24 protein-coding genes and 3 pseudogenes are annotated in these 25626 nt (G+C 62.9%); 12 read left to right on the top strand and 15 right to left on the bottom strand.

Annotated elements, in window-relative coordinates:
- Positions 1-129: 129 nt before the first annotated feature.
- The 3 genes and pseudogenes from E1292_RS53710 to E1292_RS13970 form a co-directional block, all read right to left on the bottom strand.
- A pseudogene (locus E1292_RS53710) lies at positions 130-277 on the bottom strand (IS256 family transposase); the annotation flags it as partial.
- Between the two features lie 90 nt (positions 278-367).
- Positions 368-1771, bottom strand: a complete 1404-nt coding sequence (locus tag E1292_RS13975) for a pentapeptide repeat-containing protein (RefSeq protein WP_165974523.1) — start codon at positions 1769-1771, stop codon at positions 368-370.
- Positions 1772-1907: 136 nt separating this feature from the next.
- A complete protein-coding gene (locus E1292_RS13970) occupies positions 1908-2816 on the bottom strand; it encodes a hypothetical protein (protein ID WP_132595564.1) in 909 nt (302 codons plus the stop codon).
- An 87-nt stretch (positions 2817-2903) separates the two neighbouring features.
- On the opposite strand from E1292_RS13970, the gene E1292_RS13965 reads away from it, so the two are divergent.
- Complete coding sequence (locus E1292_RS13965) at positions 2904-3764, top strand: transposase (protein ID WP_220446812.1); 861 nt, start codon at positions 2904-2906, stop codon at positions 3762-3764.
- A gap of 326 nt (positions 3765-4090) precedes the next feature.
- On the opposite strand, the gene E1292_RS13960 is transcribed toward E1292_RS13965, so the two are convergent.
- The 3 genes and pseudogenes from E1292_RS13960 to E1292_RS13955 form a co-directional block, all read right to left on the bottom strand.
- Positions 4091-4624: a transposase gene (locus E1292_RS13960; RefSeq protein WP_246090106.1), complete on the bottom strand. Its 534-nt coding sequence runs from the start codon at positions 4622-4624 to the stop codon at positions 4091-4093.
- Positions 4621-4884, bottom strand: coding sequence for a winged helix-turn-helix domain-containing protein (locus E1292_RS55740; protein WP_369334337.1), 264 nt, complete (start codon positions 4882-4884; stop codon positions 4621-4623). Before E1292_RS55740 ends, E1292_RS13960 begins: the two co-directional genes overlap by 4 nt.
- Positions 4824-5168 (bottom strand): annotated as a pseudogene (locus tag E1292_RS13955) (helix-turn-helix domain-containing protein); the annotation flags it as partial. The gene E1292_RS55740 and the pseudogene E1292_RS13955, both read right to left, overlap by 61 nt.
- A 624-nt stretch (positions 5169-5792) precedes the next feature.
- Here E1292_RS13955 and E1292_RS55735 point away from each other — a divergent pair.
- From E1292_RS55735 to E1292_RS13945, 3 genes and pseudogenes are all read left to right on the top strand, one after another.
- A pseudogene (locus tag E1292_RS55735) lies at positions 5793-6329 on the top strand (reverse transcriptase domain-containing protein); the annotation flags it as partial.
- The gene (locus tag E1292_RS54870) at positions 6301-7029 is read left to right on the top strand and encodes a reverse transcriptase domain-containing protein (RefSeq protein ID WP_281284023.1); all 729 of its coding nucleotides are present in this window, start codon (positions 6301-6303) and stop codon (positions 7027-7029) included. The pseudogene E1292_RS55735 and the gene E1292_RS54870, both read left to right, overlap by 29 nt.
- 295 nt (positions 7030-7324) lie before the next feature.
- A complete protein-coding gene (locus E1292_RS13945; RefSeq protein ID WP_132595563.1) occupies positions 7325-8098 on the top strand; it encodes a transposase family protein in 774 nt (257 codons plus the stop codon).
- A gap of 66 nt (positions 8099-8164) precedes the next feature.
- Here E1292_RS13945 and E1292_RS13940 read toward each other — a convergent pair whose 3' ends face one another.
- From E1292_RS13940 to E1292_RS13925, 4 genes are all read right to left on the bottom strand, one after another.
- On the bottom strand, positions 8165-8704 hold the full coding sequence (locus E1292_RS13940) for a hypothetical protein (protein WP_132595562.1): 540 nt from the start codon (positions 8702-8704) through the stop codon (positions 8165-8167).
- A gap of 81 nt (positions 8705-8785) precedes the next feature.
- Entirely contained in the window at positions 8786-10441 is a 1656-nt protein-coding gene (locus E1292_RS13935; RefSeq protein WP_132595561.1) for a DEAD/DEAH box helicase, read from the bottom strand.
- Between the two features lie 8 nt (positions 10442-10449).
- Positions 10450-12780, bottom strand: a complete 2331-nt coding sequence (locus E1292_RS13930) for an ATP-binding protein (protein ID WP_132595581.1) — start codon at positions 12778-12780, stop codon at positions 10450-10452.
- A gap of 244 nt (positions 12781-13024) precedes the next feature.
- Positions 13025-13756: an Eco29kI family restriction endonuclease gene (locus tag E1292_RS13925; protein WP_132595560.1), complete on the bottom strand. Its 732-nt coding sequence runs from the start codon at positions 13754-13756 to the stop codon at positions 13025-13027.
- 117 nt (positions 13757-13873) lie between these two features.
- On the opposite strand from E1292_RS13925, the gene E1292_RS13920 reads away from it, so the two are divergent.
- From E1292_RS13920 to E1292_RS13910, 3 genes are all read left to right on the top strand, one after another.
- On the top strand, positions 13874-15199 hold the full coding sequence (locus tag E1292_RS13920) for a DNA cytosine methyltransferase (protein ID WP_132595559.1): 1326 nt from the start codon (positions 13874-13876) through the stop codon (positions 15197-15199).
- Positions 15200-15537: 338 nt separating this feature from the next.
- Complete coding sequence (locus E1292_RS13915; protein WP_132595558.1) at positions 15538-15972, top strand: very short patch repair endonuclease; 435 nt, start codon at positions 15538-15540, stop codon at positions 15970-15972.
- A gap of 129 nt (positions 15973-16101) precedes the next feature.
- A complete protein-coding gene (locus tag E1292_RS13910) occupies positions 16102-17586 on the top strand; it encodes a PIN-like domain-containing protein (protein WP_132595557.1) in 1485 nt (494 codons plus the stop codon).
- 401 nt (positions 17587-17987) lie between these two features.
- Here E1292_RS13910 and E1292_RS13905 read toward each other — a convergent pair whose 3' ends face one another.
- Positions 17988-18896 carry an HNH endonuclease gene (locus E1292_RS13905; RefSeq protein WP_132595556.1) on the bottom strand — a complete coding sequence of 303 codons (909 nt, stop codon included), beginning with the start codon at positions 18894-18896 and terminating at the stop codon, positions 17988-17990.
- Between the two features lie 796 nt (positions 18897-19692).
- Positions 19693-19965, bottom strand: coding sequence for a GntR family transcriptional regulator (locus E1292_RS13900; RefSeq protein ID WP_132595555.1), 273 nt, complete (start codon positions 19963-19965; stop codon positions 19693-19695).
- A gap of 96 nt (positions 19966-20061) precedes the next feature.
- On the opposite strand from E1292_RS13900, the gene E1292_RS13895 reads away from it, so the two are divergent.
- The gene (locus tag E1292_RS13895) at positions 20062-20280 is read left to right on the top strand and encodes a hypothetical protein (protein ID WP_132595554.1); all 219 of its coding nucleotides are present in this window, start codon (positions 20062-20064) and stop codon (positions 20278-20280) included.
- Between the two features lie 273 nt (positions 20281-20553).
- Here the strand turns inward: E1292_RS13895 and E1292_RS13890 are convergent, their stop codons facing one another.
- From E1292_RS13890 to E1292_RS13880, 3 genes are all read right to left on the bottom strand, one after another.
- Entirely contained in the window at positions 20554-21126 is a 573-nt protein-coding gene (locus tag E1292_RS13890) for a nucleoside/nucleotide kinase family protein (RefSeq protein WP_132595553.1), read from the bottom strand.
- On the bottom strand, positions 21123-21854 hold the full coding sequence (locus tag E1292_RS13885) for a P-loop nucleotide/nucleoside kinase family protein (protein WP_246090104.1): 732 nt from the start codon (positions 21852-21854) through the stop codon (positions 21123-21125). Before E1292_RS13885 ends, E1292_RS13890 begins: the two co-directional genes overlap by 4 nt.
- A gap of 544 nt (positions 21855-22398) precedes the next feature.
- On the bottom strand, positions 22399-22764 hold the full coding sequence (locus E1292_RS13880; RefSeq protein ID WP_132595551.1) for a winged helix-turn-helix domain-containing protein: 366 nt from the start codon (positions 22762-22764) through the stop codon (positions 22399-22401).
- A 148-nt stretch (positions 22765-22912) separates the two neighbouring features.
- On the opposite strand from E1292_RS13880, the gene E1292_RS13875 reads away from it, so the two are divergent.
- Genes E1292_RS13875 through E1292_RS13860 form a run of 4 tightly spaced genes read left to right on the top strand, consistent with a single transcriptional unit; the run spans position 22913 to position 25626 of the window.
- Complete coding sequence (locus E1292_RS13875) at positions 22913-23242, top strand: SCO3933 family regulatory protein (protein WP_165974521.1); 330 nt, start codon at positions 22913-22915, stop codon at positions 23240-23242.
- 13 nt (positions 23243-23255) lie between these two features.
- A complete protein-coding gene (locus tag E1292_RS13870; protein WP_132595579.1) occupies positions 23256-24569 on the top strand; it encodes an FtsK/SpoIIIE domain-containing protein in 1314 nt (437 codons plus the stop codon).
- 21 nt (positions 24570-24590) lie between these two features.
- The gene (locus E1292_RS13865) at positions 24591-25289 is read left to right on the top strand and encodes a DUF2637 domain-containing protein (protein WP_132595550.1); all 699 of its coding nucleotides are present in this window, start codon (positions 24591-24593) and stop codon (positions 25287-25289) included.
- A 10-nt stretch (positions 25290-25299) separates the two neighbouring features.
- Positions 25300-25626: a hypothetical protein gene (locus tag E1292_RS13860; RefSeq protein ID WP_132595549.1), complete on the top strand. Its 327-nt coding sequence runs from the start codon at positions 25300-25302 to the stop codon at positions 25624-25626.

Here is a 25626-nt window from a genome sequence, read left to right as displayed (position 1 = left end):
CACCAAAGATTCCTTTTCATCTCAACCTTGGCTACGCGGCAATCGTCGGCTGGATGCGTAAAGCTCATCCAAGAATCACAGCTGACCCGAAACCGTCAGCGAGCGGCTCGCTCCATCGGTGACTGACGACCGAGGCGGACAGGCCGCTGGCCGAGCCGAGGAACTGCCCCGGTGCGAGGACGAAATCGCCTGACGACAGCCCATGCGGATACAGCAGGGGCAGCATCTCGATGATCTGCGGGGTCTTGCGCGCGCAGGCCGGCAGGATCGCCGAGGAGCATCACTTCCGGAGTGCCACTGCTGGTCGGACCAGCACGGTCACGCCCAGATGATCAGCGAGGACTTGATGTCAACCTCCGTGTTGCTGTCAGCTCTCTTCAGTCTCTCTGAGGAAGCACCGTTTAGTTGGCGTACAGTCCTCACACAGGCTGTCCTGGGAGTCAGGCATATCTTCCTCACGTACCACGGCTAGGCAATTTCTGTACGGTGATGACCACCCCGCAGGCCACACTTGCCGGTATAGGCCGCGGCCACGGTTCGTCGTGTGGGAGAAGTCCATGTCGCCGTCCACTGTTGAGCCGCAGAACGAGACCACGGTTTGGAAGGTGGCACTTTCGAAGCATCCGAATTCTCCGAAGTGGGTGTTGTCGAAGAAGATGTCTTGCTCGAAGATTGCCCTTTCGAAGGTTGCGCCCTTTTGAAATGCGGCGGACACGAAGCTGGCCGGTTGGTCGAACCTGGTGCGCCGGAATGAAGCCTCATCGACGTGGTGGGATGCTGAGAAATCGGCATAGCCATCGAACCTTGCACTGTAGAAGCTTGACCAGTCGTGAAATGTGGTTCTACTAAAATCAGCACCAAGGGCAAAGGTGCAGGACGTGAAGTCCACGCTGTCATGGAAAACCGAGCCGGAGAAGTCGGCGTGGTGGCGGAAGGAGGTGTGCCCAAATCTAGTCACACCAGCGAAGCGCACGTCCTTGAATATCGCCCGCGTTGCGCGCCCTGAGACGAATCGAAAGTCAACTAGATGTGCGCCACTTAGGTCGAGGTCGATATCTTGCCAAATCTCGTCGTCGGCCACGGGTTCAAGGCGGTCATCAAGACCGGTGAGCCAGCGCTGAAGGATACTCTGGGCGAAGCGTCGTACATCTTGATCATGAGATTCGGCGGGGGCGCGGAGGTACTGACACACCGTGTCTACAACGGGTTGTCGAAAGTTTGGGTGGGCGATCCCGATTCGTTCGAGTGCGGCAAGGGCCGCACGGCGCACGATGGGATCTTGCGATCTGACCCTACTTGAAGTCACTAGGAAATCTGAAAAGGGGGTTCCGTTAGAGTCGAGGGCCCGAGCTTTTTCTTGGGTACATAGGTCTTCAAGATTATGGCGTTCCCAAATTCGCAGCCTGGTCTGAGGATGTCGATTCTGCCACTGTCCGAGCTTCTCGCGTGCCTGGCGTGAGATGTGTCCATCCAGCATGAGTAGAAGAACGTCGGCTTCTTCGTCTAAGCTAAGTAGTGAACTTATTTCGTTGAACGACAGCGCTTTCTTGCGTTGCTTGCACTCGACAAACCACGTCTCTTGGTATTCCCAGCCATCCGGATCGTGTCTCGTCAGCATCATTTCGAGGTCGTAGCCGCCGTCCGCGGGGCTGTAATCGCCTACCGCCCCCTTGCGCCATTCTGTGTTCTTGAACCCCAACCCTTCCAAGAGCCTGAGACAGAACCGTTCGAACTCCGTTGAAGAGAGGCCATCAAAGGGTAGATGTGACATTGGATCACCATACGGCATCCACGATACTGACGTCGAAGATTTCGTCCATGCGAGATTGCTGTAGAGGCGACTGGCGTGTGTAGGTGGAGCAAGCGCTCAGTGAGGAGCCCCGACCTGGGAATCTTCGCTTCAAGCCTTATAGGTTCGGGCAGCAGGCTGTTGGTGCGTCGATGTCATCGACAAGTTTCTTCGTGTACTCGCCGTTCGCCTGTCGCCGTGAGAGAAAGAGTGTGTTTTGCTGCCTGCCCAGCTCGATACCCACCCCCGATGGGACAGCGCGGCTCGCGGCGAGACCCCTGCGGTTCTGACCCGCGAGGGTGTGAACCGCAGGGAATGGCCGGACCCGGTCATCCTCGGCGTCCGCCAGCGAGAGGATCACGTCCGGCAACTCGCGCATGGCCCTGGCCATTTGGGCAAGCTGCACCACCATCTCGTCGGCCCGCGTCGTGGTGAGCGGCAGCGCGATGCCTGCCCCGCGGGCTCGCTCGCGGATCTCTTCGGCGATCTCCGGAACGCTGCGGATGCTCTCCCTGATGCCGTCCAGCAGAGCGCTTAGTTCCCCTCGCAGGCGCTCCACCGTGCCGGAGTCGGTCTCTTCAGGAGCCGCCGCGATCTCCATGCGGACGCTGGACGGACGGCCCACACTCTGTACCGCTTTGGGAAAGGTTCGGTCGAACCAGGCCTGGCTCGCGGGGGTGTTCTCCGGTTCCGGCCGTCCGTCCGGGTCTACGGGCTGAGGAGCCCGGCCTTCGTCCATGGCCGCAGCAAGCTCGCGAAGCAGGCCGACAGTCCGCGCGCGGTCGGCGCGCATCGCGATGATCGCGTTGGTGACGCTGCGCCGGATCCGCCGCTCAGACTCGGCCGAGTCGTCATGTGGGTCGGCGGCGTCCATACGCAGTTGCTGCGCCCCCATCGACCCTCGATCGGCGTCGATGATGTCGAATGCGGCCAGCCAGTGGGGCGCCCTGAGCACAACAAGCTCTTCGAATGCCTGGTCGTCGGTCTCAGCAGCGTTCAGCAGATCGGGAGGCGACCTTCCGGACACCCTGACCCCGTCCTTGGCGGCCGAGGGCCGCAACACGTCGGCTACCCGCGGGTTCCATGGATTGGCATAACTGACCGAGGTCAGTGCGTGGTCGACGCCGGCTACGACGTGCCCCGGCTGGCCTTCCTCCTGGACGGCCTGCCAGTGGAGGTACTGGGCCGGTTGCGCTCGGATCGGGTGCTGCTGCGCCCCGCCCCGTCGCGGGAGGAGTTTCTGCTGGCCAGCCCCGGTGGCGGACGTCCACCCAAACACGGGGACGACTTCCGGATGAAGGATGAGACCAGTTGGGGCGAGCCACAGCACGTCACGAGCACCGCCACCAGCCGGTACGGCACGGCGGTCGCCTCCTGCTGGGACCGGCTGCACCCTCGGCTGGGTCGCCGCAGCGCCTGGATCGATCATGTCGGCGAGCTCCCGGTCGTCGAGGGCACCCTCATCCATCTACAGGTCGAGCACCTGCCCGGCGACCGCGATCCCAAGCCGGTGTGGCTGTGGACCTCGGCCATCGGCATCACCGCCGCCCATCTGGACCGGCTCTGGCAGGCCTTCCTCCGCAGATTCGACCTGGAGCACACGTTCAGAATGTGGAAGCAGACCCTGGGCTGGACCGCCCCGAAGATCCGCGACCCCTATGCCGCCGACCGCTGGACGTGGCTGATCCTTGCGGCCTACACCCAGCTTCGTCTCGCTCGCCCCCTCGCCAAGGACCTGCGCCGCCCGTGGGAGAGGCCGCTGCCGTCCGAGCGGCTCACCCCCGCTCGTGTCCGCCGGGGGTTTCGCCACCTCCGCACGAGCCTGCCCCCACCCGCCAGCGCACCCAAACCCACGAGCGCCGGTCCCGGACGCCCCAAGGGATCAAGGAACCGCGTCCTCGCCCCTCATCACGAGGTAGGAAAGACCGCTAAACGCGCGGCATCACTCACCGAGCACCGCGAGCAGGCAGGTTAAACGACAAGCTAAGAGATCGCGGGGCTACCGAGGGCGCCTCTCTTGCCGGGAGTGGCGCCCTTCGTGGCGCCTCGGGGCGTCGCATACTGAACCTTTTCCGTGCGCCCAGCAGAGCAGGAGGTGAAGCCGTGACGTAGCGGTGGATCTTGTTGTTCGTAAGCTCGTCGTCGCTTGCCGGTGAAAGTCCGGTCCGGGTAGGTGCCAGGAGGCCCGGTAGCAGGCTGGCGGCTTCGTCTGGAAACGGGCGGGGTCGAAGCCCAGCGTCATAGGCCCTGTAAATGGGGGAGCGACGGTGCGGTCCGTACAGAGGATGAAAGTCTGGGGTTTCATGTCGATCTCGGGTTGATGATCAGGTCGGTGTGTGCCAGGAAGGCGTTCAGGAGGTCGGGTCGGTACTGCATGCGTTTGAGCCGGCTGCGGATGACCTGGGCGAGGTCGTCGAGGGTGCAGGGGGCCAGGTTGCCCAGGGAGCGTTTGAGGTGTGACCACGCCATCTCCACCGGGTTGAGTTCGGGCGCGTAGGCCGGCAGGTGGAACACCGTCAGCCACGGGCGTGCGTCGATCAGGCTGCGCATCAGGGCATCGACGTGGATGTTGACGTTGTCCCAGATGAGCACGATCGGGCCGCCGAGCTGCTGGTGGGCGGCGTCGAGTAAGCGGGCGTAGTCGTTCTCGCCGAACCCTTTGCGTTCGTGCTTGCGCCGCCGGTAGATCCTGATGCGGAACAGCAGCCGGGTCCGCTGCCCCGGTTTGACGCAGATCAGCCCGGCGAGGTTGACGCGGCCGGAGCCCTTGCCCGAGACGGTGACGATGGGGGTGTGTCCGCGGCGGGACCAGGTACGGGCCTTGGGCGGCCTCAGTGATTGGCCTGCTTCGTCGGCGAAGCAGATCCACGCGTCCTGGTCCCGCGCGGTGGTCCCGCCAGCGGCCAGGTGTCCTTCACCCAGGTGGCGATCTTCTCGTCGTCGCGTTCGGCCGCCTTGCGCTGGGGCGCCTGCGGGCTCCAGCCTTTAGCCGGTGCAGCAGATAGGACACTCCGCGCGGGGTGTAGGTGACGTGGAACAACCGGCCGATCAGCACCGCGACCCGGGCCAGGGTCCAGCGCTGATCCTCGGTCCACCCCCAGACTGCAGGACCGGCGTCCAGCGCCGCCTCCAGCCGCTGCACCTGCGCCTCGCTCAGCCGGCAGCGCGGCCCACCCGGCCCTTTCGACTCCAGCGCCTCAACTCCCGCCGTACGCCAAGCCCGATGCCAGACATAGGCCGACTTACGAGAGACCCGCAGCTTCCTGGCCACCTCAGGCGGCGACACGCCCGCGGCGAACAACCCGGCAGCCTCCAAGCGGACCTGTTCACGCTTGGCGCGCGCCGCCGGGGTCAGACCACCACCATCCGGATAACGCATCCCACCGGCATACTCCCCAACCCCGCCCCGCACAGGCAACCACGAGGTGACACCTCAGTAATTCACCCTCTGTAGCATGAAGCGAAGCCTGCGGCGTCGTTACTCAGCCCGCCCCTCGGGGTGGGACGAGGGAGTGCCGAGCCTCTCGAAACCGGGGCGAAGGCCATGGACGCGGTGAAGAGCCTGGAAGTGCAGCCGTCAGGGACTCCCCGGCGTATGGGGCGCGGAACGCATCGATAGTGGCGGCGGGAACTGGGGAGGCCCTCCCCGGCCCGGCAACCTGCGGATGATCGTGTTGCCGGAGCGTCGCGCCCTATAACCGGTCGGAGCCGGGAAGTGGGTGGTGAGCCGGGTGGGCGTCGGAGGCGGCCGTAGTACTGATCGAGCCGACCGGACAACACAACCGGCGGCGATGGGAAGGGCCGCTGCTTCGTCGATGCGCAGTGACTGTCGAGGAGGGGCCCGGTGAGTGCCGGTCAGGCTAGTCCCGCCGCGAAGGGATCGCGGGAGCCACGGGTTCCGCGTGATCCGGTCCGTGCCTTGCAGCATGCGCTTTACCGGGCGGCCAAGGCCGATCCCGGACGGAGGTTCCACGCGCTGTTCGACAAGGTCTGCCGCAGAGACATGCTGCAGCGCGCGTGGGTGGCGGTGCGCACCAACAACGGCGCACCGGGCATCGACAAGACCAGTGTGGCCCAGGTCGAGGAGTACGGAGTCGACCGGCTCCTGGACGAGGTGGCCGCCGAACTGCGGGAGCGGCGATATCGGCCGCTGCCGGCGCGGAGGGTTCTGATCCCCAAGCCTGGGCTGAAGGATCAGTATCGCCCGTTGTCGATTCCCGCTGTTCGGGATCGGATTGTGCAGGCGGCGGTGAAGATCGTGCTCGAGCCGGTCTTCGAGGCCGACATGGCCGACTGCTCGTTCGGCTTCCGGCCGAAGCGGTCGGCGCACGATGCCCTGCAGGTGCTCATCGACGAGTGTGCGCGGGGCCGCCGGTGGGTGGTCGAGACGGACATCGCCGACTGCTTTTCGGCGATCCCGCATGACAAGTTGATGCACGCGATCGAGGAACGCGTCTGCGACCAGTCCGTTCTCACGCTGCTGCGCGCGATCCTGCGCGCGCGCGGGGGCGATGCAGGATGGGCAGGTGCGGCGGCCGGTCACCGGAACTCCGCAGGGCGGTCCGGTCTCACCGTTGCTCTGCAACGTCTACCTGCACCGATTAGATCGGGCGTGGGACGGCGGGGATGGGGCGATGGTGCGGTTCGCCGACGACGTGGTTGTGATGTGCTGGTCGCGCAGTCAGGCCGAACGGGCGCTGGCCCGGCTGGTCGAGCTGCTGGCCGGACTCGGCCTGGAGCCGAAGGCGGCCAAGACCCGCATCATTCACCTGGATGTCGGTGGTGACGGTTTTGATTTCCTGGGCTTTCATCACCGTCTGGTCCGTTCGCGAGGGGACCGGGGCAAGCCGAAGGTGACGTTCCTGGCTCGCTGGCCCGCGGACAAGGCTATGCAGCACGCCCGTGACCGGATCCGGGAGATCACCTCCCGGCGGTGGATGCTGCTGTGGCCGGAGGCGATCGTGGACAGGCTGAACGCCTTCCTGCGTGGTTGGGTTGGATATTTCCGCTACGGACATTCGGCTCAGCGCCTCAGCAAGATCAGACGATATGCGCAGTGGCGGTTGGCGCAGTTCATGCGCCGACGGCACCGCCGCAGTATGGCGTTCGGCTGGCAGGTGTTGCTCAACTCCCGGCCGCCGGACCTCGGTCTGATCAGTTTGTATGGAATCGTCGTCGCACCCAGGGCGGGCAAGCCCTGGCGGGTGAAACCGAATGCCGCCGGTGAACGGCGTCGGTGAGCCGGGTGCGGGAGAACCGCACGCCCGGTTCGATGCGGCGGGAGCTGGAAACGGAGCCACGAACCTGGCCATGGTCATCGGGGAGAGCGCAGCCGACCGGGAAACCGGCGGAAGAAAGGCCCCGAGCCCTACCGCCAGGAGACGCCACCGCGCCAGCTCCCGACCCTACAGGCTCCGCGGCGAGTGTCCTGGTCACAGCATGATCGCGATGACGCGGTTTGGCCGCTAACAGCAAGAAGCTCCTGGTAGACGGGTTGATCACCACAATCCACACCGTCGCCACCAGGAGCTTCAGGTGCTTTTCTATCGTGCCGCCGTCGATTTGTCGCATCAGAGCCTGAACTACGTCGCCGGGGTGATCCGCAGGCACCGCAAGACGATGAGGTCGCCCTGGCGGCGGCTCAACCCCGGCCGGCAGGCCCTGCTTGTGCTGGTCTACCTGCGCAAGGGCGAGACCTACGCCGAACTCGGCGCCGGCTTCGGGGTATCGACGGCTACCGCGTGGCGATACGTGGAGGAGACGGTGGGGCTGCTGTCGGCCCGCTCGCCCAAGCTTGGTCAGGCACTGCGCAAGGCCCAGCGGGACGGGCTGCACTACCTGGTGCTGGACGGCACCCTGATCTGCACTGACCGGATCAAGGCCGACCGGCCGTACTTCTCCGGCAAGCACCGCGTACATGGCATGAACGTGCAGGTCATCGCCTCACCAGATGGGATGATCCTGTGGACCTCGGGCGCGCTGCCCGGCAAGGCGCACGATCTGACCGCTGCCCGCATCTGGGGCATTCTGCGTGCACTGGAACAGGCCGGGATCATCACCCTGGCGGACAAGGCGTATCAGGGAGCCGAGGGCCCAGTGCTCACCCCGTACAAGGGCAGGAAAAAGCTCGAGTCCCAGAAGCAGGCCAATCGCGCCCACGCCAAGCTCCGCGGACCCGGAGAACGCGCAAATGCCCAGCTCAAGAGCTGGAAGATCCTCCGAAAGCTCCGCTGTAGCCCGTCAAAGGCCGGCCACCTCTGCAAGGCCATCGCCGTCCTTCAAAACCATCGCGTCGCTCAAGCCGCGTGAGCCTGAAATAGGTTCACTGATGCTGGCAAGGAGATCGCGTAGCTGATCTTGTAGTGGGCCGGCGGTCTATCCGATGTAGTCCGGATTCCGGATCATAGAGCGGTGGAGGTAGCTAATATCAATCTTGCAGTGCGCGGCAATACGTTTATGCAATTCCTTGCCTTCTTCGGGGACGTGTTCGCCATCCCGTGTCGTGATCACGACGGCTGGGTCATGCCCCTTCGTTACCGCGATCTCAAGAGCTGCGTAGAGAAGATCTTTGAACTGTGCATCCCGACCCCAAAACACATAGCGCTCGATCCTGCCATTAGATGTCAGGCAGTGATTGGGCTTCACGTCGACCGTGTCAGGGACTACGGCCCAATCTGAACCGAAGGCAGCTCTAGCAACCTCCTCAGGGCCCCGAAAGCGGGTGGGTATATACCGAACGTAGTGCCCAATCCCCTCTTGCGATCGGGCGTACTCCTTCATTGGAACGTCTTTGAGCCAGACTCGGATGTCTTTCTCTGCGTGATGCTCGATCAGCGCGCCCCCAACTCGTGGATCTTCCACCCACTTGCGGTATTGGGCTGTCTTTTCGGTATTGCTTAGGAACTCCCAGTCCATCTGATCCGCTTGCCGGTACACCTCAAGGAGAAGACGCTCACGCAGGACTGAGGGGAGATTTAGGCGTGGCATGAGTCGCTCCTAGCTGTTAGGAATGGCCGGGAATTGGAGGCGATATTCGTCGTACGCGGTTTCGAGGCTGGCCGCATCCTTGATCCACTCGTCCATGAGCGTAGCGACCCGCTGATCGCTGAAGTCAATACTGGATGGCATTATGTGTGCAAGGGTTTCGATCTCGCCATCCCCTTCCAGGGACCGCTTCAGATTTAGTGCCGCCGCGATGCGGCGGAGATCGCTTACGAAGTCGAGAACCACAACGCGATCTTTCCCCTCACGAAGTCGAAGCCCACGTCCCAGCTGTTGGACGAAGATTCGCCGAGAGTGGGTGACTCGGGCGAAGCAGAGGATGTTGACATCGGGAACATCGACTCCCTCGTTGAGGATGTCCACCGCAGTGAGAATCGGCACCTCGCCGGATCGAAAGGCAAGGAGGCGTTTTTGCCGTTCACGCTTCGGCAAGCCCGCGTGCAGCGCGAGGGCGTCGGACCAGAGCGGAGTGCGGCGCAGCACATCGGCCAGGCGTTCGGCGTGCTCGACGGTCCGGCAGAACACTATGGCTCGTGGCTTGGCTGTGGAGGCCCAAACGGTGCCGAGTTGATCCCGGATGGCCTCGTCTCGCTGTGGGAGGAAGAGCCGGGCGTTGAGTTCGGCCAAGCCATAGGAGTGGGCGCTCGCCTGCTTGACAGTGTCCCAGTCGATGTCGTCGACGAATAGCTTGTAGTCGACTTGAGCAAGGTATCCACGCCGCATGCCTTCCTCGATGCCAAAATTGAAGCTCGGCGGGCCGAGTTGCTCGGTGATGTCATGCGCGTCGCCCCTCCACGGTGTCGCTGTGACGCCGAACTGCCGGGAGCGCTCAAGAGTCAACAGCAGTTCGTCATACTGACCACTCGCTCCGAGATGATGCACCTCGTCGATCATCACCAGGCTAGGGCGGTAGCCGAAGCGGACGGCCGGGAGGGCGGACGCGACGGTGGCGCAGGTGAGCCCCGACAAGTCGTCTGGCCTCGTCTCTCCGGTGAGGAGACGAGTCGCAACCTTCTTTGGGAGGTGTCGCCACAGTGCGCGTTCAAGCTGAGCGACCAGATCCCGTGAATGGGCTACGACCAACACTTGATCGCTAGGATGCCGCTCAAGGTGAGCACGGATCACCTCACCGCCAACAACGGTCTTGCCAAGACCAGTGGCGAGTACGAGCAAGGCACGGCCTGTGTTGTCCAGGTCGTCGCTCAATGAACCAAGCGCTTCGGCTTGATAGGGCCTAGGGATGACATGACCGAAGCGGGTGGGAATGCGATCGAAACTGGTGAGCAAATCCCCACCAGTCCATAGAAGGATGGGTGGTCCGAGCCGAGCAAGATTGGCGGCACGTCGCTGAGCGTCTGGGCTGAACCGCGTGTTGGTTACGACGACGGCTCGATGGGCGCGGTAGCTGTCTCGGGCCCTTGCGACCTCGTCGATCGCTTCGGCGCCCACCGCGCCCCTTCGCTTCCATTTGCATTGGATTACCCAGTCCTCTCCACGAAGGCACGCGAGAATGTCTCCGCCTTCGTCGCCTGGCCCATCGATATTCGCGACCGATGTGGAACCCAGATGCCAGAGCAGGCGCTCGATCTGGCGAGGAAACTGATGAGGCCCGGCATCCAGGAGGGAGGCCGGGGAGAGGAAGCTTCGCACGCCACCGCCTAATCGTTGTCTGCTAGTTCGCGCACTATGAGCCGACAGCTAGAGCGAATTCGAGCAAGTTCCTCCAGATCGAGACGCGGCCGGTGTTGCTCAAGGAGGGCGAGGTCGCTGAGCGGATTGATGAGGCGTTCAGTAACAAGTTCCTTCGCTGTTGTGTCCGTCAGGACCTTGTAGGGACGCGCGAAGACCTTCCCATCCAGGAATGTCACGGGAGACGCGGCGACAAGTCTTACGATCGCGTTAGCGGGAATGTAACGCACGAATTCCCCACTGCTAATTGTTTCGTCCCAAGTCGTGACGCTGGGTGCCTCAATCGCGAATCGACGTTCAGAGCTAGCACGCTCAGCCTCAGTAAGGAGCTCCCAGTGCAGAGCCGGGTCCTGAGCAACTTGGAGAACCATGCTAGATCGAACCTGATCCAAGATCCTCTCGGCCTCGTCAGCGAGAGCGGCCGGCGTGAGTTTGGGGGAGGTACTCCGTGCCTTCAGATGCGCGACAATCTCGGTGAGTGGCATGCTCACCTTGTTCGCGCGAACTCTCATGAACTCCGCGACTTCTACCAGGGCTAGATCACGGACGTCTGTTCCCTGCTCCTGAAAGAGCGGGGCGTCCACGTTGACGAATACCTCCAGCTGCGGCGCTCGCTTCATGATGGCGACGACAGGGGCTGGGGTGTTGTCCTTGTTAGAGAGCTGCTGGCCGCGCACAGTCCAGGCTGTAAGGTCCACGGTCCCTAGATCGGGCAGAGAGTAACTGCCTGTGAGATCGAGAATGCGCTCGCCGTGGTCTCTGTACCGCTGGAGTCGCTGATCAAGGGTTTCCTCGATGGGGTCTGGTTCCTGAGCGGGAGGGGTCGGTGAAGGCTGGGTGCCCGTTGAGGGGTCACCGGACCCCGGTTCAGGGGTGACCGGGTCGGCGGGGAGCCCGGGCAGGATGTCGCCGCCCTGTGGGTGCGGGTCGGGAACTGCAGGGTGGTCATGTTGATAGGCGGCCTGATACCAAATCTCATCGGACTGGTACGCCTCTTCTCCCTTGCGGAAGAGTGCCGCCCATTCGAGTGCCTTGTCATGGAGAGGTGAGTGGCCATCGCCAGGGATGAGGTAGTTGAGCCCTGGGTCCTGGCGCCGGTATCCCCTAAAGAGCAGGGCGAGCGGGCTGTCATTCTCTGGTAGGCCGAGGCTCTTGGCGATGTTCGGACGGATGGGGCTTATACCTCGGATGGCGTGAATAACCTGGCGCCATTCGTGGGTTTCGAACTCGAAAGCTGTCTTCTGGTAGTTCGGCGCGACATGATCGCAGTGAATCTCTCCGACAAAGCGCCCGGTTGGAATCTTGGTGTCAATGGGGTATTCGAGTTCAGGCTCTGAGAGCTCGTCTTCATCTTGCCAGTAGAAGACGCGCTTGTCCTTTAGAAGGATCTTGCGGCCGTTGCGGAGGAAGTCTAGGCCGTAATCCGTCTTGTGGATATACCGCTGAATACCGATCCAACCCCAGATACGTCGTGAGCGTAGCTCAAGTCGCTCTTGGCCGCATTCCTCACATCGCTCGGCATCGGCACGGCTCCAGTAGCCGCAGTCCATGCATGCCTTCTTGTCCTTGAGTGGCTGGTCAATCCGCTGGATGGCGTGAATCTGCGCACCTTGGCGCGTGACATAGCGATTCTCATCCCACACACAGGGGAGGCGTGGTTTGACCTTCCTATTGTTAATCGTTAGTAGGAAGCCGCGCTCGCGAAGCAGGTAACTGTAGATGTCGCCGAGCTTCTCGCGGATGACATTCTGTGTGTTGGGACGCTTGAGGGCGTCGAATTGCTCGGACTTGAGATCACTAACCGTTACGGTGGTCCCGTGCTCAGCGGGATCAGCCTTGGGTACTAGGCGATAGGGTGCCTGGTACTGGGACGACTCCGCGATCTTAGGGAGGTCAAGCACGACCTCGACCCACGAGGGATCGCCAGCGCGACTGGTTCGAATGGTAGTGTGACGGCCGAGTCTTGCGGTGCTGATGTTGAAGCCCATGCCGAAGAGGCCTAGCGAGCCGTGGCGGCTATTGCTCGTCCAGCCAGCGCTAATGGCGTTTGTGACCGCCTCCAGGCTCATGCCGCGACCGTTGTCCTTAACCACTATCGCGGCTGTCGATCGGGTAGCTGTGGCGGTAGGAAGCGTAATTGAGACTGAAGGACGTTCTTCTATCTCGCCAGCAGCCTGAAACTCGTCAAAAGAGTTGTCGACGAGCTCGGCGAGGCACTGCCAGTGAGAGAACTCGATGTCGCCCAACACGCCGAGGATACGCGGGTGGGGGGTGACATTGATGAACCGGTTCTCGCTCACAATCGCTCGCTTCCGATGCAGGACTATGTTCGCCATCAACCATCAAGGATGAGCGACCGGTAGGCCAAGCCCGGCGGAACCCATCTCAGCGTCCCTCAGGATAGTGCTTGAACAGGGGGTTTCGGATGAGTAATGCCGTTTTCTCAGGGATACGGGAGCCAGCTTGAGCCGGCGACCCGCATCCCAAACCCGCGCACTGCAGAGCTACCGTAGCCTCGGCTTACTGGCCTGGGGAAACGATCCGTCACCCTCGGTAGGAGCGGAGGCTGTCGGGGTACTCGTCGTGATGCGGGTACATGATCAACCGGCCTGGCAGAGCCGTGATCTGCCATTCGGCCGGTAGCGAACTGGAGATGAGTGCGAGCACCTCATCAACACATGGCCGGGCAGGCAGGCGGATGATGATCTGGGAGAACGCTTGTGATCCCTGGTATCGAAAGCGATACGGGAGCTCCCTGGCCAGCCAGGACAATAGCTCTTCAAGGGTCATCGACCCGCCCGGGAGGTCGAGGCTCCAGCTCAGATCGATCGGGTAGAGCCGGTCGAAGTGGTCTGCGTCGAGCTGCGTCTTGTCCCGGTTCTTCCCGGGATCGTTGTTGCCGAAGCCGTTGCCATTCCAAGGGATCTCGCCCAAGCTCCGGTGGCGACTGATCAGTAGACGTTCAGGCGCGACTGCGGAGAAGTCCTCCTCGACGTACAGGCACGTGAAGCTCATGTCGGTGCTGGAGATGCCAGCACGTCCGGCGATCTTGCGGTAGTGCATCTCCAGCCTTTGGGGGAGAGATCTGTCCGCCTTGCCGATGTAGACAAGCACGTCGTCCAGGTAGAGCTGATAGACGCCGGCTCTCGCTGAGAGTGCCCGGATGTTGGCCAAGGTCATGGGGGCTGGACTCAGGTATTGAAGAGCGGCCGCGAGTTGATCGCTGAGGGCCTTGGTGATGCTGAGCTTGAACTCCGCGGCGTGCCCACCCGGCATCTCGCTGCCCTTCTCCCTCAGGTTCCAATGTGCGCACTCTAGATCACGTCGCTGGATGGGATGCGAAGTTCGTTCGAAACCATATGAAGATCGTCTCTTCCGCGGTATGGTTTCCCTATGTCTGAACAGCAAGAAGAAGTCGCAAAGGATCGTACGGCAGTCGAGCTCTTCGCTGGAGGGGGCGGATTGGCTATGGCGGTCCAGAACGCCGGCTTCCGTCCATTGCTGTTCAACGAGGTCGCCAGGTGGGCCTGTGAGACTCTAGCGGTGAAAGCTGATCGGGTTCCACCGAAGCAGCGGCCCCCGATCCCTGAGCCAGGTCAGCGTCCACCGTTGGTGGAGGGGGACATCCAGAAGCTCGACATGAGCTACTTGGCGGATGCGGGTGTGGACGTCCTAGCGGGAGGACCTCCGTGCCAGCCGTTCAGCCTCGGAGGCATCGCCAAGGGCGATGAAGACAAGCGGAATATGTTTCCGCAGATGTTCAAAGCCATCAGACAGATCCGACCCAAGGCCGTTATCTGTGAGAACGTGCGCGGACTACTGCGGCCATCCTTCGCCCCGTACTTTGAGTACATCCTGAGGGAGCTGGAGCTACCCTTCGAGGAGCGTGAACCTGAGTCAACCTGGCAAGAGCATGACGCGACGCTCCGAGAACGTATCGAGCAGGCCAAGACCGACCCAAAGAAGCGCTACGTAGTCAGGGCGATTCCAGTGAACGCGGCCGATTACGGCGTTCCCCAGATTCGCCACCGAGTGATCATCGTCGCCTTTCGGTCTGACCTTCCGGTTGATATGGACGCCTTCGAAGACTCGGTGAAGAGGACGGAATACTCCGAAACGGCTCTAATCCGGTCCATGCTCGGCCTGGGGGAGGATGACTACTGGGGGCGACACCCCAATATTCCTGATCATGTTAGGCAGCGCGTGTTGGCCCGCTTGCCGGAGACGCCACCTGCGGATGACGGCAAGAAGCCGTGGCGAACGCTTCGGGACGCTATCGCTGGGGTGTGCGCTGGAGGCAAAGCGCTTCCCCCCATCACTGATGATCTTCTGGATCGAACCGACCACGACCTTGGCGGTTTCACCGATCACATTGGCTGGCCTGACGCGAGGATCTACGACGGTCACACCCCCAACGAGCTCGATCGTCCGGCCAAGACTGTGAAGGCCGGCGTTCACGGAGTTCCCGGAGGGGAGTCCGTAATGCTCTTGGATGAGCGAGTCCGTGACAAGTCCGCCCCGGATGGTTGGCGCTACAAGCACCGGTACATGACTGTGCGCGAGACCGCGCGGGTGATGACCTTTCCTGACGAGGTAAAGCTGGCGGGACCACGTGGGGAGCAGATGCGGCAACTTGGAAACGCGGTGCCCGTGCTGCTGGGTGAGGTGTTCGCTAAAGCAGTGGCGGCCGCCCTGGACAAAGCGGAGAACTGCAAGTGAGTAGCTCGGCTAAGGATGCCCCGAGCCGCTGGAAGGACAAGTCTCCTCCGGACAGGGCATGGAAGGGGCGACCTGGCAGAAGTCGTACCGCAGTCGCTGCGGAGCAGGATCGAGCCGCTGGCGGACGCCACCGGCGGGTAGTAAGCCTGGGCGACGGCAGATTCGCCCGTGCCTCTGTGGAACTGAAGGTCCTCCCGAACACTCGCCGAATCCGCGCGTACTTGCGGTGGTCTGATCGACAGAAGTCACCCGCGAAGTATCTAGGGCAGGTGGAGCACGATAGCCGTGCGGCGAACCTGGCTGAAGCATGGAGGCGGGCGTGGGCCAAAGGGCTGCTCATGGAGGAGCCACCCCCGGACAGTTCTTGGGCCTCCTCACGTGCGGTTCGGGCTGTCATGCAGGCGAACCGGAGCAAGAACACCAAACCGGAGATGAGGATCCGGAGCTTGCTCCACAAGGAGGGTCTGCGATATCGCGTCGCGAAGCAGCCGTTGCCCGGACTCCGGAGGAGTGCCGACATCGTGTTCCCCAAGGCACGGGTCGCCGTCTTCGTCGACGGGTGTTACTGGCATGGGTGCCCTGAGCATCACCGAGCGGCGACGATCAATGCCGAGTTTTGGAACGAGAAGATCGCAAAGAATCGGGCCCGTGATGAGGAGACGAGTCGAGTCCTCAATGAAGCCGGGTGGACTGTGATCCGAGTGTGGGAGCACGAGGATCCCAGGCAAGTCGCCGCGCATGTGTCAGCTGTGGTGCGTGGATCGAGTAGTTGAGAATCTCCCCCGGCTCCTGGGCGGAGGACGTAGCCAACTAAATAGACTTCCCTTGTTCCGGCCTCATGCGGAAGATTTGTCCGCGATGATCGTGTCACGCAGTGACGTCGCGAAGAACGAGGAGTCGGTGTGGTCGCGGGGGAGCAACCCACAGGACCGTCTAGTGGCGGGTTGGCCGATGGCTTCGAGGGCTACCTCTCACCGTCCGACGAGGACTATCGATCAGTCCTAACGTCGGGTCTCGTTGTCCTGGACACCAACGTCATGCTCAATCTGTACCGCTACGACCCTCAGACCCGTGCCGACCTCCTAGCCGTACTGGAGAGGCTAGCGAGGAACCTCTGGGTGCCCCATCAGGCGAAAGACGAGTTCTGGCGCAATAGGGAGCTTACGATCATAAATCGCCGAAACAGTGCGAAAGAAGCTATCTCGGCGTTAGATCGGCCAGAACGGCAATCGGGCGAGGTGATCGCTACTTGGGCGCGGAGCGTTGGCCTTCCAGAGGAGCGTCACACCGATCTACGAAAGCTCATCGAGGACACATTCAACACATTGCGAGAGGCGGTCAAGGGACCCACGGGCAGAGATCCACTGGCTGATGCTCGGGACACAAACAGAGACCCTGTCCTGGCCGCCCTCGCACCTCTCTTGGATGGTCGGGTTGGTGATGCCTTGCCTCAGGAGGACCTGGCAAAAGCTCTTAAGGAGGCCGATCGCCGTGCCGCTGAACAGATTCCACCGGGCTATATGGACCGCGACAAACCGGATCATCGTGGAGCAGGTGACTATCTGGTCTGGGAGCAGACCCTTCGAGAGGCCGCACACCGTGGTGTAGATGTGCTGCTAGTCACAAGCGATGTAAAGGAGGATTGGTGGCGGAAAGTGCATGGGCGATCATGTGGCCCTCGTCCAGAACTTGTCGCTGAACTCCGGCAAAGGGCTGGCAGCCGCCTCTTCATGCTCCAGCCACAAGACCTCTTGAGAATCGTTGGGCGACTTCTGCAGGTGACCGTTCAACCGGAATCTGAGGCGGAGATCGCGCGCACAGCGCAAGGAACTCTTGGAGAAGGGGATACTAGTCGGGATCGCATTCGCCTTTACCTGGTCACAGCTCTCACTCAAGCTCTCCCCAACGAGGTCCAGGTACGTGTTGGGGGTTCGGCTGGCGCCTCAAAGTGGGATGTGACGATCGAGGCTCAAGGCATCACGCTGGCCGGCATCTGGATCTACGACCCAATTAAGCCGTTCAATGACATGGTCACGGACTCTGTGGGTTCGTCGGCTATGACGATGGCACGGGAGCTGCGCGGGGACAGTCCTGGTCAATTTGATCCATGGATGGGATGTCTCGTGGACCTCGCGAGCCTCGTTCGTGCTTTGGGGAATGAGTCCGATCATTGGCGCAGAGGAAGAGATACTGAGACGTGCCTTCCCGACCAGGCAGAGTCGACCTTTGCTCCCTACGTAGAGCATATGATTAGTGCGGGATTCAATCGTGTTGAAATGCTATCGGGAATCGATGGGGTTGCGAATGCGGACTTTGAGAGCTTTTCTCGCGTTGATCAGTTGGTTGACCTCGTGAAGAACTACGTTGTTAGTGCACAAGCTAATTAGCGGACGGTGCTTCAATTCGAAGCTAGTACCGTTGCTGGCGCGTCGGTCGTCAGCTCAGGTTACCCGGTGGCAAGGCCCGACGAAGGAGGGCTGCGGCAGCCGATCGCCCCAGCCCGAGAGACGAGTACCGAAGTCAGCGATCGTCCCAGCCTCAGCCGAACACTTTATTAGGAGTAAAGCGGAGGATCGTGGTCCAGGCCGGCGCCGCTGCTAAACCGTGTCAGGCCGTACGGGGCGATCTGGCTACGTGAGGCGGCGTTGCTGTACTTCCTTGCTGTACAGCAGGCTGCGGCTACCCGTGTGTCTGGTGGCAAGCCGCCCTGGAGCGCAGGGCTGCCAGGCCCGAGCACCGTGACCAGCCGTAGGGCCGCACGCGACTAGCTCCCAATCTCGTTCAACCCTCACACACTGAACCAGCGACGATAGCGCTCACTCGCGATTACCTCTTTATCGGACTTAGCGTTATTGCACTTCTGGCACAAGAGTTGAATGTTAGTGACGTCATTCAGTCCGCCATCCGCCAGTGGAACAACATGATCAAACTGTTCTTGAGGGAGGGCATCCAGCAGGCCAGATAGATCTTTGCCGCAGATAGCACACTTACCGTGCTCGCGAAAAAACACAGCTCGCTTGACCCATTTCGGAATACGAACACGCCTAAGACGGCCATCGCGGGCAAAATATCTGGCTGTCGCAGGGTCTTCGATCGAGTCCACCTCTACACTGGCTATGAGATTTGCGACAAAGAGATTCAGTCGAGCCAGCAGCATGCGGTTCTGAAAGGCTATGTGAAAGACTTCCTCAGCGATTCGGCCCAGGAGTTTCTCATACGCTTCCGTGATGGAGAGCCATCCGAAGTAGTCAAAACACGCATCCGCTACTTTATTGGATTCCTGCCAGCGCGAGACATTGTGCATGACCGGATCGCGAACCATCTCGCCGTCTGGGGGTGGAACCTCAAACGGCTCCCAGGGAATGTCATATACTCCCATCGCTAGGTCGACCGGCAGGTATCTCTTGCGGACAGTACGGGACATACTCTCGTCTACAAATTCCTCCCTAGAAATATAAGGGCCAGAAGTGTCGTCATAAAATAAATCGTGCGCGAAGCGCTTAGCGAATGCGTGCAGGAGGCTTTCTTTTTGCCACGGACGAACAAAGGATAAGTAGGACTGGTCTCCTAGCAGATCTTCCCACTCATTGATAGTTGTATAGGGGTCCGCAGCGAAACGGGTTAGTTTCTGGGCGATTCTATATGTTCGAACATATTTGTGTTCAATCCAATCCCTGTCCGCGCTTCGGTCCGCCACGGTTCCTTAGCGTAACGTCAAGATTGGGGTCGCACAAAGGCACTCTTGATACCTCATGTCGCGGCACGTTCCCGAACCTTGAGGTTGTCGGCAAGAGGGCTGCCCCTCGTACTTGATCACCTCGTACGCCGTCGAGTCACCGCAGAGCGGCGGCGGGTTGGGGGCGGAGCGCCAAGCCCCGCTTCGCGTGTGCGTTCATCGGTCGCCGTTCTTCGGTTATCTGTTGTACTGCGGTCACAGCTGGGCTTGAGCGGAGGAGTCGGTCTGATGGGCTTGCCTGGGTCGATGGGTGTGTGGGGTGATCAGGTTCCACCTCAGCCACTCCACGAACTCGGCCCGTGCGAGATGATCATCTTTAGGTCGGGGATCCCTGCCGGAGACATGACCTACCGTTCGCAGGGTGGGGCCTGCACATCGATCGCTTTGTCGTACCCCGTGACACGCTTCGACTGCTGGCGCTGTAGGTCGTCGTGGTCAGGCGCGTGGGCGTGCTGGCCGCGACCGGCCGGAGAGCCGCAGCGCGGCCAGCGACCGCCCAACGCGCGGCAGTCCGCGGTAGGCGGACTGCCCTTGAAGACGTAGAGATAATTCTCATCCGCCCGATCTACCATGCCTCTGAGCAGCGATTATGCGGCTCGACGGTCGTGACGGTAGTCCCGGTTGATGCTTGACGTCATGGCTGTGGCGTTCAGCCAATGTCCGGGCCTTCGACTTCGCGGTGGGAGTTCCGACGGTCACGCGGATGGGCTGCCTAAGGGATGGACTCGCCACCCCCTTGCCTGCTGACTCTGTCTGGTCAGGGCTGGTCGCTCGAGGGCTTGTCGCCAGGGACCTTGGGTTCGGTCGGTTGGCCGACGAAGCTGCCCAGGTTGGGGATCGTGTAGATGAGCTTCTCGTCGCGTAGCCGTTGCATGGCCTTGCGGAGGGTGCCCCGGGCGACGCCGAACTCCTGCATGAGCTGCACCTCGGACAGTAGGTGCTTGGGCCGGTAGGTGCCGTCGCTGATGCGCTGGCGGAGGATGTCGGCGATCTGCTCCCACCTGAAGCGATCGGGCTCGAACTCAATCACTCTCCAACCATAGAGATACCTGCACATACAGCTCGTTTCGACCCATGACTTGGCATGGCATGGACAGGCTTGTACAGCACTGGTTACAGTGACGCCATGGCGATGCCCAGCTATGACCTCGACGTTCTCCGCGCAGCGTTCCCGGCCTGGTCGCTGTTCTGTAGTGATGCGGGCGTGTTCTACGCGACCCGGCGCGGTGTCCACCTCCGGAATACCGATATCGACAAGGGCCTACGGCAGACCGTAAGTGCCAGCGATGCCGAGACCTTCGTGTCGCTGCTCCGCGACCAGACGCAGATGGCGGTGAGATCGTGAGTGTCGGCCCGCCTCCGCACTTCGACTATCACGGTCCTCATGCGGCGCCTCCGCAAATGGGGTCCATACGGGTGGAGTGGGGCCCGAGTCGGAAGCGGGCGGACCGGCTGCGGATCCGCGATCACACGTGCGGGTGCACGTATCCGATGTTCGAGTTCTGCACGGCCGGCGGGTTGTGGTTCGTCCGGCACCACCCGATCAGGAACTCCGCATCGGTCCTTGAGAGTGCGTGGATGCCCGCGCGCGCCGCGCAGGCGCTGTGGTTGCAGATCCTCAGTGGTCAGGCGCAGTGACGGCGTGATGCCCGCGTTGCGCGAAAAAGGCGTCGGCGGTCTGCTTGGCGATCTCCTGCGGGGTGGCCTCGTCTGTGCGAAAGCGGCACCGGAACAGGCCGTCGTCGTTGGCGTGCAAGTCGGTCAGTGTCTCGTCCCATGCCTGGAGGCGCTGTTTTGTGTCGCTGTCGCCGCGCTGGCGGGAGCGTTGCTCGCAGACCTGACGCGGTATCCACAGGAGTACGACGAGCCAGGCCGCATGCTGGACCAGTCGGCGGATGTCGGCGATGGTGCCCAAGTGGACGATCGGCACCTGCCCGGCCGCGGTGAGCTGGTCGACGTGGTCGCGGTCGATGGCGTAGGTGTTGCCGTAGCGGTGAGATTCGACCAGCAACCGGCCGGCGGCCCGATACCGCGCGAGTTTTTGAGAGCTGACGAATTCATACTCGGTGCCGCGCCGGTTCCCGGCCTTAAGCTTGCGCACCAGCGTGAACCTCGGGTCGACCTCGCTGAGGGCCACGGTGATGGAGGTCTTACCGCTGGCGGGCGGGCCGTACAGCACGATGCCCATCATGCGAGGATCCGTTTGAGCGTCTCGCGGGTCTGGTCGGCCAGGCTGATAGCGGCGCCGAGTCGGTTGTCCACGGTGATGTGCGCGGTGGACGGGCTGGTCTCGGTCTTCAGGCCGCTGACGTATGTCTGCCAGTTGTCGAGCTTCCAGGCGTCGCGGGGAGCTCCCCGGAACTCGATGTACTCGCGCATGGACTCGGGGTCGCAGCGCACCCACACCACCGCTACGTCGATGCCCCTGGCCGCGCACCGGTTGGTGAGGCGGCAGACCCAGTCAGGATCGGCCAGCTCGGCGATGAACGGGGCTGACAGGATCGCCGACGTGCCGACCTTAAGGTTGTCGAACGCGGTCTCCATCAGGCACCGGTACTCCAGCGGGCGGACCTCGCTCAGGTACAGCTCGGTGTGCCGGTCGTGGGGGTCGCCGCCGAGGGAGACGAGCAGGCGTTCGACCATGGCGCGGGTCAGGGAGTCCTTGTCCAGGAAGGCCCAGCCGGTGATGTCGGACAGGAAGCGGGAGAACTCGGTCTTTCCCGATCCGGCGTAGCCGCCGACGAGCGTGAGGATGGGCTTGGGGCTGCCCTGCCCGTGGCGTCGTCGCCAGGCGTCCACGACGCGGTTGAGGAGTGCGTTCTGCTCGGCATTGGACGGGGCGCCCGAGACTTTGAGCAGCGTTTGTTCGATCACCTGGGCGGCGGCGTTGTCGGTGGCGGGGTCGGTGGGTTGAGGCAAATCCGAGATGGAATTTTCCACTTCGGTTATTTCACCGGGGAGCGGCAAGCGGAAACCCAGAGTAGGTTCATTTGCCTGATATAGGAGACAGTACGCTCTTCGGTAGTGAGGTCCGGGATATACCGATCCCTGTTCGTGTGCCCATAGTGTCTGGAAGTTGGCGGCTGGCGCGGTCAGGCCGTGCCGGCTGGCGACATGGCGGAGCTGGTCACCTGCGGCTTCGAGGGTGAGTCCGTGTGCTTCGCGGTGCTGCCGCAGGATCAGAGGTTGCCATCCGGGGCGGTGAATTGTCTTCATCGCATCCTTTTTGCGCACTTCGAGGAGCGCGCCTGTGTAAGCGCATGTGTAACCGCCGTGCAGGCAGCAATGAAGAAGCTTAGCTAACGCTCCGTGATACTCACCAGCGTCGATACGCGATGAACTAACGGCATCCCCGCCGGGATAACAACCGACCAGAAAAGGGGTGCCGGAGTGACCGCAAACCAGCGAATAATCGACGAGCTTCAGGCCATTCGGTCTGAAATGGAGGAGTTGGCCTGCCGGGTCAGCGAGATCGCTTCGGCCCTTGGAACACGGCCTTCTCAAGATCCGCGATCCGGTCGCCGAGAGCCGCCAGAGTGCTCCGCATCTGAGCGAGTTGCTCCATGACCTCAGACGAGGCCGGCTCCTCGGCCGGCGCGGCGGCGTCCTCGCGAACGAACACGCCCTTGCCCTGCTGGCCGACGATCAAGCCCTCGGTGCGAAGCACGCTGATCGCTGCTTTGACCACGCTGGCGGACACGTCGTAGCGCTGGCAGAGCTGGGCGGTCGATGGCAGCGCAGCGCCGGAAGCGAGTGAGCCCGTCCTGATCTGCGTGCGAAGGTCGTCGGCTATTTGGAGGTAGCCGGGGCGACCGGTCTTCTCGACCATCCGATGCCTTCCGCGAGGTTGCGTGCCCCCTCCAGTTCAGCACAGCCGACGCGACATGCCAACCAAGTCTTCGTGGAAGACCTTGACAACTTTGAATTCTAAGCGTTCTATGTATTCCAAGAGTCCGAACGAACGAAGGAACCACACCATGCGCACCGTCCCCATCCCTGTGGACACCAGCAAGCTCACCATCACCTGCGTCAAGGCCCCGCGCCCTCGGGTGCTCAACCGCGACACCGGCGAGATCAAGACCGACAAGAACGGCAACACCGTCTACGAGGTCACCGTCTCCGTCGAGGACGAGTTCGGCCGGATCGAGCTCGTCAAGATCGGCATCAGCGGAGAACCGCCCATCACCGCAGGCGACGCCGTCAACGCGGTCGGCATGCTCGGCTACGTCTGGGAGATCGCCGGCAAGTGGGGCATCAGCTACCGCGCCACCGCCCTGCTCCCACAGCAGGAGGCCGCGAGTGTCTGACCACTTCCTCACGATGCCCGGAGTCCTGGCCGCCGTCGCGGCCGGGCTCTGGGCCTGGCGCCGCTGGCACTACCGCTCCTTCTGGCTCGCCATCGGCTTCCCACTGACCGCGATCAGCGTGCGCGCCTCCTGGCGCAAGGTCGCCCTCGGCTGCGGTCTGACCAAGAAGCGGCAGCGCTTCTGGTTCACCACCGTTCCGGGCATGGTGGCCTCGACCGGCGTCGTCCGGGTCAGGCGCCGCTTCCAGCGCATCGCCGTGGACACCGCGCCGTTCATGTGGCTGCCCATGCCGACCCGCCACGGCTGGCGCGTCACCCTCCACACGCTGGAAGGGCAGATCCCGGCCGACTACGCCGACGTAGCCGAACGGCTGGCGCACTCCTGGGGCGTACACGCCGTGCGCGTCTCGTCCGACAAGCCGGGACGGGTACGACTGGCCGCCACCATGCGAGACCCGCTCGTCAAGGTCGACGAACTCCCACCCTCCACCGAACTGCTCAAGGTCACCGTGGGACGCCTGGAGACAGGCGGGCCCTGGGTCGTGGACTTCAAGACCGTCCCGCACTGGATCAACGCCGGTGCCACGCAGTCCGGCAAGTCCAACCTGGCCAACGCGCTCATCGTCGGCCTGGCGCCACAGCCGGTGGCGCTGGTCGGCTTCGACCTCAAGGGCGGGGTGGAGTTCACGCCGTACGCTTCGCGGCTGTCCGCGCTGGCCACGAGCAGGGCTGAATGCGGCGGCCTGCTCGACGACCTCGTAGCGCTGATGACCGATCGCATGGGCGTGTGCCGGATGGCCTCGGCGCGCAACATCTGGCAGCTTCCGCCCGGGATGCGTCCGGTGCCGGTCGTGGTCCTGGTGGACGAGTTGGCCGAGCTGTATCTGATGGCCGACAAGTCGGAGAAGGAGGAGGTCGCCAAGACCTCGACCGCGCTGCTACGGGTGGCGCAGCTCGGCCGAGCGTTCGGCATCTACCTGTTCTGCTGCGGTCAGCGCATCGGCTCCGACCTCGGGCCCGGCGTGACAGCCCTCCGTTCCCAGTGCTCCGGCCGGATCTGCCATCGGGTCAACGATCCCGAGACCGCCACCATGACGCTCGGTGACCTCGACCCGGCCGCGCTCGATTCCGCTCGCGCCATCGCCGCCGAGACTCCCGGCGTCGCCATCGTCGCCTCGCAGGACGGCCAGTGGTACCGGGCCCGCTCCTTCTACGTCAGCGAGCAGGCGGCCGAACACGCCGCACATCTCTACGCCGACCTCGCGCCGTCCTGGGACGAGGTCATGGCGGTCCACCCTCACCAGACTCCCGACTCGCAGACCGCCTGACGGACCGAGAGGAGGAACGAGATGCGCCGCTTCGCCGCCTGGCTGCTCGACACCGGGCCCGTGCTCGTCCTGGCCGCCATCGCAGGTGCCGGCTCCTTCACCCACATCCGCGACACCGCAACGGAGAACGGTCAGCAGGGCTGGATGGCCTGGGCCGTGGCCATCTGTATCGATCTGACCTGCGTCATGGCCGCCCGCGAACGCCAGCGAGACAGGAAGACCGGCAAAGTACGGCGCGGCCCGGTCTCCTGGCCGGTCCTCGTCCTGACCGGCGGCATCGTCCTGTCCCTGGCCGCGAACCTGCAACAGGCCGCCCCCACCGTCTGGGGCTGGATCACCGCAGCGACACCCGCCGGCGCCTTCCTCGTCGCGATCTCCATGCTCGAACGTCGCGCCACCGTAAGCCGTACCGAACCGTCCCCGGACGTCCCGCGGACGTCCTCGACCTGGGCGACGGCGTCCCCGCCCGTCCCGGAGGAGACGCAAGCCGTCCCGCCTGCGGACCGTCTTGCGCTGGTCCCCGCCGACGAGGACAGCCAGAACGACGGACCCGTGCCCGACCCGCAACTCGTCGACTACGCCCGCCGCGTCGCCGCCGAACACCACACCAAGCACGGCAAGCCCATCACCCGCGACCTGCTCCGGTCCCGGCTGGGCGTGTCCGACCAACTCGCCTCAGACCTGCTCCGCACCCTGCTGGCCACAGCAGACGCCTCTTGAAAGGACCACCATGCGAGATCACCGCAGAGCCCTCATCAACGGCCTGCTCAACCTGGCCATCTTCCTGGAGACCCACCCGGACGTGCCGACCTCGTCCGGCCTCACCCTTCGCTACATCCCGGAGCGCGCCGAAGACGAGGACCTACGCGCCGAGATCGACCGGATCGCCGCCATCCTCGGCTCCCGCGTCGATGCCGGGAACTCCCCGTACGACCACTACGCCACCTCTATCCACTTCGGCCCGGTCGAGTACCGCGCCGTGGCGATCCCCGCCGCAGCCCGTGCCCTCTATGACGCCGAGAGCAGCTACCGGGGCTGCATCGAGCCCAACGCCTAA

Origin of the sequence: Nonomuraea deserti (assembly GCF_004348685.1) — a bacterium.
GTDB classification, from domain to species: Bacteria; Actinomycetota; Actinomycetes; order Streptosporangiales; family Streptosporangiaceae; genus Nonomuraea; species Nonomuraea deserti.
This window is presented reverse-complemented; position numbering and strand designations above follow the sequence as displayed.